This window comes from Bacillus sp. EB V-12 (genome assembly GCF_056158125.1).
This window is the reverse complement of the sequence record NZ_JBUXJL010000019.1, coordinates 1-13,910: the sequence shown is the minus strand read 5'-3', so window position 1 is coordinate 13,910 and position 13,910 is coordinate 1. Positions and strand designations below refer to the sequence as shown.

10 protein-coding genes and 1 pseudogene are annotated in these 13,910 nt (G+C 32.7%); 9 read left to right on the top strand and 2 right to left on the bottom strand.

Annotated features, from left to right (window positions below):
* Positions 1-97: 97 nt before the first annotated feature.
* Positions 98-405 (top strand): annotated as a pseudogene (locus tag ACZDYH_RS28315) (hypothetical protein).
* A 173-nt stretch (positions 406-578) separates the two neighbouring features.
* On the opposite strand, the gene ACZDYH_RS28310 reads toward ACZDYH_RS28315, so the two are convergent.
* A complete protein-coding gene (locus tag ACZDYH_RS28310; protein WP_000564666.1) occupies positions 579-1,184 on the bottom strand; it encodes a MerR family transcriptional regulator in 606 nt (201 codons plus the stop codon).
* Between the two features lie 612 nt (positions 1,185-1,796).
* Between ACZDYH_RS28310 and ACZDYH_RS28305 the strand changes: the two genes are divergently transcribed.
* The 7 genes from ACZDYH_RS28305 to ACZDYH_RS28275 all read left to right on the top strand — a co-directional run bounded on the left by ACZDYH_RS28305 (position 1,797) and on the right by ACZDYH_RS28275 (position 11,408).
* A complete protein-coding gene (locus tag ACZDYH_RS28305) occupies positions 1,797-2,126 on the top strand; it encodes a hypothetical protein (protein WP_033689979.1) in 330 nt (109 codons plus the stop codon).
* A gap of 40 nt (positions 2,127-2,166) precedes the next feature.
* On the top strand, positions 2,167-3,474 hold the full coding sequence (gene repX / locus ACZDYH_RS28300; RefSeq protein ID WP_016126060.1) for a plasmid replication protein RepX: 1,308 nt from the start codon (positions 2,167-2,169) through the stop codon (positions 3,472-3,474).
* A 437-nt stretch (positions 3,475-3,911) separates the two neighbouring features.
* A complete protein-coding gene (locus tag ACZDYH_RS28295; protein WP_474887733.1) occupies positions 3,912-5,198 on the top strand; it encodes a replication-relaxation family protein in 1,287 nt (428 codons plus the stop codon).
* A gap of 190 nt (positions 5,199-5,388) precedes the next feature.
* Positions 5,389-5,775, top strand: a complete 387-nt coding sequence (locus tag ACZDYH_RS28290; RefSeq protein ID WP_474887731.1) for a hypothetical protein — start codon at positions 5,389-5,391, stop codon at positions 5,773-5,775.
* A gap of 17 nt (positions 5,776-5,792) precedes the next feature.
* Entirely contained in the window at positions 5,793-9,122 is a 3,330-nt protein-coding gene (locus ACZDYH_RS28285; RefSeq protein WP_474887729.1) for a DNA translocase FtsK, read from the top strand.
* 366 nt (positions 9,123-9,488) lie between these two features.
* Entirely contained in the window at positions 9,489-10,472 is a 984-nt protein-coding gene (locus ACZDYH_RS28280; RefSeq protein WP_474887727.1) for an RNA-binding protein, read from the top strand.
* A 9-nt stretch (positions 10,473-10,481) separates the two neighbouring features.
* Positions 10,482-11,408, top strand: a complete 927-nt coding sequence (locus ACZDYH_RS28275; RefSeq protein ID WP_474887725.1) for a hypothetical protein — start codon at positions 10,482-10,484, stop codon at positions 11,406-11,408.
* Positions 11,409-11,475: 67 nt separating this feature from the next.
* Here ACZDYH_RS28275 and ACZDYH_RS28270 read toward each other — a convergent pair whose 3' ends face one another.
* On the bottom strand, positions 11,476-12,867 hold the full coding sequence (locus tag ACZDYH_RS28270) for an ATP-binding protein (protein WP_474887723.1): 1,392 nt from the start codon (positions 12,865-12,867) through the stop codon (positions 11,476-11,478).
* 315 nt (positions 12,868-13,182) lie between these two features.
* Between ACZDYH_RS28270 and ACZDYH_RS28265 the strand changes: the two genes are divergently transcribed.
* Positions 13,183-13,470, top strand: coding sequence for a hypothetical protein (locus ACZDYH_RS28265; protein WP_474887721.1), 288 nt, complete (start codon positions 13,183-13,185; stop codon positions 13,468-13,470).
* The last annotated feature ends 440 nt before the right edge of the window (positions 13,471-13,910 follow it).

Genomic DNA, 13,910 nt, shown 5'->3' with positions numbered 1-13,910 from the left:
AACTATCTTTTAAGGATTAATGTAAAAACTTCGCATAATAATAGTTTGATTCTACTAATTAAATAGAATGAAACTATTATTATATAGGAGGGTATACATGGAGAAAATTGATTCGATGCAAAAACCTTTTTTGAGACTTTAGGAGAACATGGTACAACTTATTTCGTATATGGGTACAGAGTTGCGCAACCTAAGTTATATTTAGGTGAGTTTCATTTATTAAAAGAAGCTAGACAATTCATCTATAAATATACTTATAATAATCCTCAATGGCTAAATGCAGACGGAGACATTAATGAATATAACAATAAATCATCTAGACCTGAAAGTAATAATAAATGGTATAAGGGGGTAATTGAAAAAGAATATAAAAAGTATGCTGATTTTAAAGATTGGAAGAAATAAAATTAGCAAACTCTTTGTATTGTAAAATAACAAAGTAAACTATACTTAAGTGCCATGATTATTACCGTTTAAAACAATAGTTTTGAAAGAATCATATTTTTTATCAATGAAATAAGCTTTATAAATGATATTAAAGATAATCAAAATAAAAAGACTATCAAAAGATAGTCTTTTTATTTTTTTCCAAAAAGCTTTGAGAAAAATCCGCCTTTTTGTTCAGTATTTTCTTGTCTCTGAGCATTAGCACTTTTTTGTTCTTGAATTAATCGTATCGTACTCATTAACTTTTCGTCACGTTCCTCTAAGCGCTTATTGATTCTATCGAAATTATCCTGACTTTGTTTAGCCACCGCAGCGAAGAATTCCATATTTTGTTTTGTTAATTCTTCAGTCACTTTAGCTGTAACTTCCTCAGTAATTTTTTCAGTCAAAGCTTCTATAAAGTCTGGATTGACCTGTTGCGCTTTAACTAATGAAGTTTCTTTTGGTTCACCATCACCGTCAACATCTTCAGCATAAACATTTCGAATAACCGTCGGATCCATATCTAAAAGCCCAACAATTTCGTGCTTTTTCTTTGACTCAGAATAATAATGTTTAATCTTTTTTACTGTATCAATACTATCCTCATGAACATATTTAAGTTGGCGTTCTTTTTTTATGTTCAAGTACTCATCAAAATCGTTCAACCATCTACGAAGAGTACTTTCAGGAATATCAAGCATGGTTGCTACTTCAGATACGCGATAATAACCATCGCTTAACTGTTCATCAATCATTTGCTCACCACCTAACTATATGATGCTTGTCCTATATACATTATATAAAAATTCTATAGAAACGAAAAGAACACCTTTGTAGATTACATAAAATATCATGGTTTTTTTAACGTTTGATCACTCAATCATTCATTGCTCATTCATTGAGTTTTATATCAAAATCCCTATGTTATTGAGCAGTGATTAGTTGGGTGAGCGTGTTTTATTACTCAATATTTACAAAATCAGCACATCATAGAAGCAATTAATCTACTCTTATGCCACTTAATTTTTGCATATTTTTAAATACAAATAAGAGTTATTAGGTAAAAACAAAGTAATTTATTATCGTAATTATTACGTTAATTTAACCTGTTATTATTACGGGGGATACTCCAGGTAATATTACGGTTAATATTACGGAAGTATTTAAAGTGTTGATATTAAAAGGTTCTTGATAAAAACGCAGAGATATATTATAGTTAATACATACGATACTTCGGAAGTATATTCCGAAGTATCTACGGTGAATATATCGGGAGTAAATCCCTTAATATTTTTATTGCTTTTTGTGTCTATACATAAATTTTGCTTTTTATTAAAGGTGGTGTGAAATTAGTGTCTAATATATCAATGAACAGCAATGAAATTATTGATGTACTCTGTGAGAATTTAAATGACGGTATTTGGGCTCTACGTGTCCTATATGCTGAGGGAGCAATGCACAAGGAAAAACTTTGGGATTGTATCAATCAGTATCATAAAGAATATCAAATTGAGAATGAAAAAGATTATGAAGGAAAAAAGATACTTCCATCGCGATATTCTTTGGATATTATGACTGCACGACTTGAAGGGGCAGGGTTGATATCTTTTAAACCATTTGGACGCGTTCGAGTTTACGAAGTAACAGATCTAGGTAATGTTTTGATCAAAGAACTAGAAAAAAGAAAAAAGAGTTGAGAAAAACAACTAAAATATATACTTGAGGGAGGATATACATATGGCAGGCAATTTTTCAGAAATCGAAAGCCAAGGAAATATTAGTTTAAAATTTGGATTCTTAGGACTAGGTATGGGTGGATGCGCAATCGCAGCGGAGTGTGCAAATAAAGAAACTCAAATTAAAAATAACAAATACCCATATCGTGCGATTCTTGTTAATACAAATAGTCAAGATTTTAACAAAATTGAGATTAAAAATGGGGGAAATGTACGTAAAATACAGTTAGAAGGATATGAGCAGGGTGCAGCTCGTAATCCACAGGTTGGTGAGGAAGCATTTGTAAAGCATGAAACAAAGATTTTCGAAGCAGTTAAGCAGGAATTTGAAGATCGTGATTTCATTTGGATTACTTGTGGCCTTGGTGGAGGAACAGGAACTGGAGCTCTATTAAAGGCAATTGAAATGCTATATGAACATGATTACAATTTTGGTTTATTACTGACTTTACCGCGTGATGCAGAGGCTTTAAAAGTATTAGAAAATGCAACTTCACGCATTCGTAGTATTGCTATGAACCAAGAAGCTTTTGGTTCAATTGTATTAATAGATAACGCTAAACTATATAGAAAATTTGAAGAGGAAAATCCAAGTGCTTTAGCAAACGAATATACTAGCTATAGTAACAAATATATTGCTGATGCATTACATGAGATTAACTTAGTAACTTCATCATTTACACCGTTTTCAGATACACATTTTGATGCGAGTGAATTTGCTCAAGTAATTAATACACCTGGCGTTTTATCATTAGCAAAACTAGAACTAAAATCAAATCAATTAGACACTGAAAACCCGCTAGGTTACTTGACTCAATTAGGGAACGCACTAGAAAAAGGCGTTTTATACGATACAGAAAGAGAAGAACTAGAAAGTGCTAAAAAGAGCGCTCTATCTATCGTTACATCACCGCTACGAGCAGGTCGATTATATAACTTCTCTTTCCTTAACCAAATGGAAAACTTCTTAAAAGAAAGAACTCCATATGTAGATGAACGTCCTATAGCTCCATATGTTAATAAACATACAGCGAAAAAAGAAGAGGATATAGTAAAATTCTATTCAGTTGTTGCAGGACTACCATTGCCAAAACGTGTGAGTGATATTATTGATGAGATTACGAGAATTAAAGAAGAACGTGAACAAGCTAATTCTAAGAAATCAAATGCTGTTTTAAATAAACTTTTTGCATTTGATGATTCAGTACAAGAAGAAAAACCTAAAAAGAAAAAATTGAATTTTGGTGCTGAACCTGAAGTCGAAATTGCTGACGATTCACAACCAGCAAAGAAGAAATTATCATTCTAAACAAAAGACCGACAAATATAATTTTTGTCGGTCTTTTTCTATTTCAAAAGCAATAAAAAACTACAAGGAATAAGTATGATATCTATTATATTTTCTGTATGTGTAATACGGCTTTACATAATTTGATAGTTTAAATAATTTGTTAGGCCGTCCTAACAATTGTATTCGTATACTTTATCCTTTAATAAATTGTTCGGTTAAAACATGTCTTTCGTCCGAACAATTTTAAAAGAACTAAAAGACTATATAAATCAATATTTCTAGCGTATTTTTAGCAAGAGAAGTAATCCAAACTTCAGCGTACGAGTTTTAGTATCTATATTAGCGCAAATTCAGTTTAAACTTTTAATAATTTACAACTAAATTTTGCTGTAATAAGATATATAGAAATGGTTGTTATTTATTGAAAATAAATTCGAATTATGGAGTTGCATATAATGAAAAGTAAAACGTATAAATATACAAGCAAAGGCACACAGAAATCTTTTCGTTTAAAAGAAGCTGATATATTTGTATTTACATTTTTATATTACAAAAGACAACTTACTACACGACAAATTACTCAACTTTATAGTGCATTTGAAGATAGGGATTTTTCTGAGGATAGTGTGTTTACAAAACTAAATCGTTTCTCAAAATATGGTGCTATCCTGACCAAAAAAATTGATAAAAGAGATGATAGTATAACCAGACGTGCGACATTCTCCTTAAAAGATAGAATGGTTGATTACCTTCAAGAAATAGGAAGGATTCCTGTAGGATCATCAAAACGTAGATATTCTTCTTCACTCTCACTACATACACTCTGCTCACGAGAGATATTAGTACGCACACTTTTAGAAGTGTCGAAAAAGACCAATACGAATAAGATATTATGTGAGCTAGATATTCGCTCATATCATCAAAAACAAAAGAAAACAGAAATTGAAGATGCAGGTTTACTCTTAATTCCCGATGAACATATTTCATATCAAGACAAAAATATTTACATTGAAATGGATATGTGCAAAGAAACCAATGCTACCTTAGTTGAAAAGGTGGGGAAATATATTGAATATGCACAAAAAAACACTAAAAATATAACTGTTGTTTTTGTTATGTATGATAAATCGATGTTCCTTGCGGAAGATGCAGAACCACCATACGTACGCATGAAAAATCTTTTATTTTCTATGCGAGAGTATCATGAACTTTTAATGAATCTACCAAATCTAAATATGTACATCTGCTCTTTGAAAGAAGCTGGAGATGTTATTTCAGATATCATTCTAGGAATAGATGATAATCAAAACTTTGAACAAGATATTCTTTTACCTTTATCTCAACGTACAGTAGGAGATGCCGATTGGCGCTACGCATTTGTTGAAAAAGTTCAAACATTTAAGGAAACCATAGATGGTGGTCTTAGACGGACGTATAGAAGAGATAAAGATGCTATGCAAGATTTCTTCTTTATTTTTGGCAATGAAAATGATTACCGAATGATTGCTAGATTAGACGATGTTGTATTTTCAAGAAGGGAAGGTGATGAGGGGGTGCCACTTGTTGTAATCTATCCAAAGCGCAAAAAGGCTAGAGATATACTTTTAATGGACACTTATGACAATGTACTACTTCTATCCCTCCAAAATGAAAGTGTTACTATCGACGCGGATGAACAGATCATGGCACGTACTGCAAATAACATACATCCGAAAAGACGCAAGCTTGTTGAATTATTCTAATCGTTTATTTTTTATATACTTTTATACAATTTTATTGATTTTTATTGTTTAAGGTGATAGAATAATAATTGAACTAAACACTCAAAACTACAATCAAATCAGAGCATATGAATTAAGGCAAGCGACACCCGCTGTTTTTACAGTGGGTGTCGCTTGTCTTTTTTTATATGGAGAAAGGTGGAAAATCAACATGGATTTACAATATGCAACTACTACTACTGGGAGAGTGCTCTCTGCTAGAGAAGCGTTTAAAAATCCTGAACTAGTCCTCAACCATATGACGGAAGAGGGGGCAACGTTTAGTGTTTCTCTGCAAGATATCCAAATCCCAGGAAAACCAAATTACTACTGGTATGATGTAATCATTGAAACAGCAACGAATAAAAAAATAGAAGTCAATATTGCGGTACTTTCTCAGGAAGAATATAACCAGCTCTGTGAAAGAGATAGTATTGATTTATATTTAAAACAAACTGAAGACGCAGCGAAATTCTTTTTTGAAAAATCAAAGGAACAATTTAAACCAGAATTCAATGACCGATTTAAGTTTAAACATAAAGCTCAACTATATCTATAAGAAGTAGGTGATCCATTATGGAGACATTTAAACAACGATTACCTCTATTTACTACAATTGGTTTAATTAGTGGGTTTATTCTTTCGTTTGGATTCGGTTTAGTAAACTACATAAAACTACTTTACTATGCATTTGAACCACCGTCTTATCCTATAGAAATTACATATGTACCGCTCATTTTAATGTTCTTCTCTTTACTATTAGGAGAATTTAGTTTTAGGTTTTACAGCCGTATTCCTGCTTTACAGGTGAAGAACGGGAAGTTAATAATTTTAATTGCTTCTCATATTGCAGTTGATATTCAATTTTTATGGTTTGCAACCGCTCCGATCCATGCAAAGGTTATTCCTTATCTTACGGATAAATCAAAACATGTTAACTTTGGTGAGTATGAAGCCATAGGTCATGTCTTAACAGGCAATTTCCATACACTCACTATGATTTTTGTATTTTTACCTACAGTATTTATGATTTTATTTACACTTTGGTATAGTGGCCATATTGTTCGTTACCGGGAAGAAATATTAAAGTGGGTACAAAAATACGAATATAAAAATCACAAGTTACAAAAATGGTTTAATAGCCAAGAAAAACAAATATACCCTGACGTAGAAATTGGACCGCATATTGAGCATAAAGAGATGGTTCGTATTAAGGGGAAAGATAGAACGCTAAATGGAATCATTATTGGTCCAATCGGTTCTGGTAAAACATCAAGTTTAATTATTCCCATGATTAATCAAGATTTACACTGGATGGTACGTTTTATAAATAAGTTTGAAACAGCGTATAAAAAGAATGATTATGATACAGAAGAAGTAAAAGGGACCTTTTTAAATGGGGTAACTGTTATTGAACCGAGTAATGATTTATGTCAAAAGGTATATAAACTGGTGCAAGCACACAAGATTCCAGCAAGCTCGGTTTACTACATTGATCCAACCAATCCTGATACCAAGAATATAAACATTCTGCGTGGACCGGTTGATAAAGTAGCAGAAGTTTTCGCGATGGTTATTCAAGGTTTGTCTGAATCTAACAATGCATTCTTTGAACAAGCGCAGCGTAACCACCTTAAGCAACATATCTACTTATTAAAACTGCATAATCCACAAAAAGATGTCACCTTTGATGATTTAATAAGCATGTATGACGATGTAGAGCGTGTCCACCGTATGCACAAACTATTAAAAATACAGGTAGAAAAGTTATATGATTTTGTTCAAAGTGGAGCAGCTTCACGTGACCAAAAAAACGAATATCAAATTATAAAAGGTATTGATGAATGGTTTAATAATACCATCTGTGAAAAAACAGATTTCCAAGGAGAACCGGCCGTTTATAAATCAGGAAAATATCGCGGACAACCGATGCATTATGATAGAGAAGAGGAATATGTAAAGGGCTTGCGAAATATCTTAAAAGATTTAGCTTCAAACGTTTTAATACGGCGTGTTTTGTTTGGGAAATCCGATTTTGATTTCGATATACATTTGGAGCAAGGTGGTATTTTACTTGTGAATACTGCGAAAGGAGAATTAGCAGAACTTTCTAATGTATTAGGGAAATTCGTTCTACTTAGTATGCAGAATGCCGTATTCCGTAGGAAACCAAACGTCTCACCTTACCATCATATTATTGTCGATGAGTTCCCGGACTTTGTTGTACGGCCGTTTAAAGAATTCCCTGCACAATCTCGTAAATATAAAGTAATTCTCACAATTGCTAGCCAAACACTATCTCAATTAGCTCTCGACTTCACAGAGCAATACATGTTTACCTTGCTAGGCTCATTCCGTAACAAAATGATATTTGGAGATGTAACACCATATGATGCAAAAATCTTTTCGGATATGTTTGGTGAGAAAGAAGAATTTAAAGAGGCTGAATCTGAACAAGGTATTTCACCTATGCAAGACAACCCTGTTAGTCGATTAGGATCAACCTATCAGAAAGCAAAAGAAGTTGTTATGTCACCAGGAGATATCATGGGCCAAGGTGCATTCATCTGTGCAGCTCGTATTGTACAAGACAACCATGTGCAACCTGTCCAACAAATTACGAGTAACTTTGTACCTAAAGAAGAATTCGTGCATGCACTCATACAGGTAGAGGAGCGAACAGGCCAATATTGGGAAAATGAACGTCTTCGTCTTATTAATGAATCTATTGCAAAAGCAAATCCTATGAAGCATGTAGACGCAGAGAACATGAAAAAAATACAACCTTTGCCGCCTATACAAGAGGATGAGATGAAACAAAATAGCTCTGTAGAAACAACCGAAGAGCAACAGCACATTGTATCATTGGAAGATTATAAGGAACACAAGTCTCATAATGAAACCTTATCTAATGAACCTGCAACTATGGATCAGCAGGGAGATGTTGATGATGAAGCTGAAAATAAGTTGTATGAAGATATTAAGGAATTTATTATTGAATCACAGCAAGTCTCGCCATCTATTCTGCAAAGAAAATTCAAGATCGGCTATATGAAAGCTATGCAATGTATTGAGAAGTTAGAACAAAATCTAGTTGTAAGTTCTTACACAGGGGATGGTCCTCGTAAAGTGTTAATTTCAAATAGTAGTAGTATTCCAGAAGAACCAAGTGTTAATAATACTCATACTTCAGACAATACTATTTCACAGAAAGTAGCAATTCCAAGCGAAGACAAAGGAACCGTACAAGAGGAAACACATATAGAAAGTATAAGCACTGCAATAACAGAACCAGTCATAAACGAAGAAATAGAGGAAGTCATAGATATAGAATCACCTCTAATGGATGAATACCATGAAATAAACGTGGAGATATCAGAACTAAACAAAGAATTATCTATTACTATGCTAGAGCAAGATTGGAATACGGATTCCATCATTTATTCCGGGATTCCCGATGAGACTGAACCACTGCTAGAAGAATTCCGATCAGATAGACTTCCCGTTCCAATAATAGAAACTGCAGAAATAAATATAGAATCTACTTCAATTCCAGTTACAAAAACAGAGTCAGACGAAACATATGTAGAAATCAACACGATCCCAATCGCAGAAACGCTTAATCATACGGAAGAAAATAAGCTTGATGAAGATGTAGCAAAAGTATATGAATCTATTAGTATTACAGTTCATGAAAACTTAGAAAAAAATAGGGAAGATTCTTCGAGAAATGATGGGAAGCAACCAGAATATAAACGTATGAGCTACAAAGAACGCCAAGAGCACTTAAAATCTCAGCAAAAAAATAAGAATAACACTACGCAGTCGCTGCTTAATAAAATTGAGAAGCCAAAGCAAAAAACGTCGAACGTAATGAGTAAGGAATTAAACAATCTCTTTGATTAATAGTTTGCAAACCTCAAATTAAATCTAGAAAGACTGCATTCTAGATTTTAATTTGAGGTTGGTAAATACACATCAGATTGAGGAATATGCTTAGAAAAAGTATTCTAGATTTCCTTTTGAAAGGAATTTTCTACTGCTATTATCCAAGTAGGGAAAGGATCTAGACAAAATTGGTGTAATTCTAGAACTGGTATGAACCTATAGTAAATTTATGATTTAAAAATTACTCTTGCATTTGAGTAAAAATACCATTATATTTGTATTAACAACTATATAAATAAAACATAATTTACGTGAAGGACACACCTTACGTACCATCCCAACGGTACAGGTGTGTCCTTTTTTACGTTCTAGGAGGAAAATGTAATGGCAGAAGAAAAAACAAACACTCAAACTGTAGAAGAACTTGGAATGGCTTTTGAATCAGAGAACCCACAAGGTGAAACACTGTTAGAAACAAACTTTAATCAATTTGAGCGAGTACGTGAACATGAACTAGAGGAATTAGCCCGTATGAAACGTGAGCGTACTGTAGGAAAAGGCTTAATTACAGTCGTATCCGAAAAGCTATTCCCGACTAAAAACGGAAAGTCTGAGCGTATACAAGTGCTTACAATGCAAATTGGTTCTCATACAACAGCATATTGTCCAATTACAGAGGCAGGTATAAACATTCCTAAAAATCCTCAATGGTTAGTAGGTAGAACAAAGCCTGTTATTATTGAACACTTCCAAAAAACTGAAGAAGGCAACTTTGCAGTTGTATCTATCACAGCAGGAGAACTAGCACTTCAAAAAAGACTATATGAAGAAGTAGATACACAAGAAGGAAATAAAGTATACACAGGAACCGTTTCGGGACATATCCCATCTGCACAAACTGTTCTAGTTGAAGTTCATGGTGTAACAGTAGGAGTAAGGTATTCACAATGGTCTCATTCATTCGTTCGCTCTGAGGATATTGTAATTGGTGATATTGTAGAACTTGTCATCGATAAAGTAGTAGAAAAGAATGGCCGCTATGAGTTTAGAGGGAATAAAAAGATATTAGAAACAGATCCAATGGAGAAGCTATTAGAACTAAACAAACGCCGTGACCGCTTTATAGGTAAAATTGTAGGTGTAGATGCAATTGCTGGGATTTTCGTTGAGGTTGCACCAGGTATTCAGTTTAAAGGACTAAAGAGCCGTAATCTAGCTAATCCAACTCCAGAAGATGCGATTAATCAAACAATCGTTACATGTGAGCTGCTTAATATTGATGCTAAAAATAGAAGAGGAACTGTACGTATCCTAAATTATCCGCAAGGTCAAAGTAAAAAATCTAATTCGTCAATTTACCAATTTTAATGGATGATTATGCGTACAATAGAGAAACAATTGTCTACTTATATTCCTTCAATTCCTCATTTATCAAATGAGGATGTACAGGGACTTCAAATATATCGAATACATAAACTAGATAAAACCTATGTATTCCATTCTTATGACGAATTAGTTAAGTTTAAGCAGCGTTTAACAGAAGAACAATATGCATTACTCACTTTCATTGGTGTGCATATGTCTGTTCGATTCAATCATTTATTATATTTATTCAAAAGTAAGTATTCACGTAAGAAAATAAATGATGCACTTCAAGGATTACTTTACTATCGTCTAATTGAGAAATGGCAAGTAGAGATTTTTGATATGGAGGTCTTTGAAGAAACATATACGTTATCCGATAATGGTTATAAACTCTTAAAGTACTGGCAAGGAAATATGTTTTTCTTTGCTCCAGAGCGAATTGATAATCATGGTAAATATATTCACCTGCGTTATTGGCACGATATAGACTTACTTTGTCATTTACGTTACGCTCCATCATTTTTAGGACATATTATGCACCCATCTATTAGTAAAGGAATTTTTACCCCTCCTTTAAGTTTTGCAGTGCAAGGCGGAGCAGATCAAGTGTGTAATTTCGTTGTATACTCCACTCTATTAACAGATAATAAAGGACGCTTAAAACGTATCATTGCCAGCTGGAAAGATTTCGTAGAGTCAGGAAAAGATGTTGTTATAAAAGATTTAGGGAATAACCCTACAATCCTAGTTATTTATGTTTCTACTAAAAAACAAGCAAAACAAATTAATAATGAACTACTACTCGATTTAATTCCTGGTAAAGTATTGCTATGTATAGGAGAAACCTTACATTTAGAAGGATTACAGCATGCATTTTACCAGCCCCTTGCAGAAGGGAAAATCAAACAATTAAATACAAAGTTATTTACAACAAACTAAGCCACCCTTGCAAGCTATCGCTTCCTCTAAAGGGTGGCTTAGTTTGTCTTCAACAGATTATGAAAGGTTACTTAAGATTAAATCTTTTATGCTGATTACGTAATAAAATTTCTTGCTGAATTTGAATATGGTTTAACTTTTTCTTACCACCATCAGTTTTGATATACACTTCATTTTTAGCCGTTGCAAATAAATCATTACTAGTAACCGTCTCTACAATTACCTCTACAACATAGGTATCTTCTACATGTTTTAGGGTAGAGTCGTAAACTTCTTTTATATCTATTTTATAAGAACTTGGGGGAATGGGTGGTTGAATTTGATCAAGGCGTTCCACAATACCCCTCCTCAACTCATCGCGTTCTTTATAAGCTAATTTGGTACCAACTACTTTTCTTTCTTCATCCGTTATCCCCCAGATGATTCTTCCTGGGAATTGTTTTTTACGTTCATTTAAATATGCAACAACATATTGATCAACAACGCTTAAGATAGATCTTATAGGATTATCACCTTTAACTTCTTTAAACTCCATATATCGATATTCTTCTGCATCTAATGTTGAATTTTTAATATATCTTACAATTACAGGGCCTTCATCATTTAAATTATCCTCTGCAGATTTTTTACTAGGTAATATCAAAGATCTACTATTATATCGAGTATCATAAGAAATTGAAGAGTGAAATTTCCTCCTACCTTCAGGAAGCTTTGCAACTAAATAACTATTAGCTATTTCTATCGATGATTGGGTAAAAAGTATTATTTGTGTGCTTTTTGAATAAGCAGATAGTATTGAAAAAATAACCTTCGATGCATCACTACTTAACGCCATAAATGCACCATCAATTATAATAGGTGAATTTAGTTTATTCTTAGCATGAATGCATACTACCTTAATTAATTTTAAAATTTGCTCTAGACCATGTGAAATATGTAAAAAGGTTTTATCTTTTTCATTTAGATATTTAGTGAGGAAAGTATTAACAATATCATTCCACATTTTTAATGCTTCAGTATCGTTTATTATAAGATCAGTGATTAATTCAATATCATTTTCATCAATAGATAAATTTACCTTTGTTTCTTCAGGACTTAAAAATAAAGGAGCAAAGGTATGATAGTAAGAAATATCTTTTTGATGTTCCATGGGATTTTTATTAAAGGCACCAACACTACTGAATTTATACAAGAAATTGTCTTCAATATAATTTAATTCGTTTGTTTGCGTAACATTTTTGTGTGTAGTTGTAATAGAAATAGTAGCATTAGGAACATGTGGACTTCTAAATTTCAGCACTACTTTTTCACCTAATAATGGTATCAATAGAGCACCAAATAATTGAGTTTTTCCACGTGCAGCTAATCCTTGGATAATATTTAAACAGTTTGGTTTAAAATTAACTTTAAAGTTTTCGAGTGGTCCATAATTAATTACTTGTACAGAATTTATATGCATAGTATCCTCCCTTTTTTATTCTCAACATTTTAATAGATACACTTTAATTGCAATTTTATAAAAAAAATCTCAATTATTTATTTTCACATGAATTTTATGGAATATCATTATAAAAGTTCCAAAAATCAAAACTATAGGAGACATTCATCAAATTTTATTAAGAATGTCTTGGCAAACAAAGATAAATATCGCGTAGCGCCCCCCTATACAAAGTAGCGATTTTGCGAAATAATATTTATCGATACATCTCCCATAAATAATATATATAAATATACATTATTTATGGAAAAGAATATATAGAAAAGGAGTAAGACATTGCTACGTATACAAAGAGGTTACATGTACGATCCAGATGATAACGAGGTAATTGTGAACGAAATTTTCTACGATGCTGTTTCCGAACAAAAACTAGGAAGTAAAATGGGTGTATTTGACGCTGGCAAACTACCTAGCGTTATTTTGCAAAAAATCCAGGAAAACGAAAATATGTCCTACATGGAAAGTGTTGCAGTTGGAAAGGAAACTATTCAAGAAATACTTTGTTATCTAGATCAAAATCAAAAGCCAAAAAAACTTTATTTTGAAATGCAGTACATGGACTAATACCAAGAACTGAAAATAAGAGGGGATTTTCAGCAGGAGAAACAAGGGAGCTATTATTATACATATAACAACCGCATAGAAGGTCCCTTCTTATCTTCATTCTATTAAAAACAATTGAATATCACATAAAAATAGATTAATATAAACGTATATTTATTGTTTAATTGATTCCGTTTATTCCCACACCTTATTGTGTTGTGGTTGAGTTGTAGAAGCAAGTTTTGTGTCTTGTTTCAATTGTGAAAGGGCTTCTTTGAGCCGATTAGTGTATATATAGCTTATTTTGCTATGCACGTTTTTAATCGACTTAAAGAAGCCCTTTTTGTGTTGTCTTTAAGTTAGGAATCACTTGTACGTAGACCTTCGGGGCTAATAATATGCGAAATAAAAAAGTACACCTATTGTGTTTTTTTGTTTCATTTAGAGGAGAGATTATATGA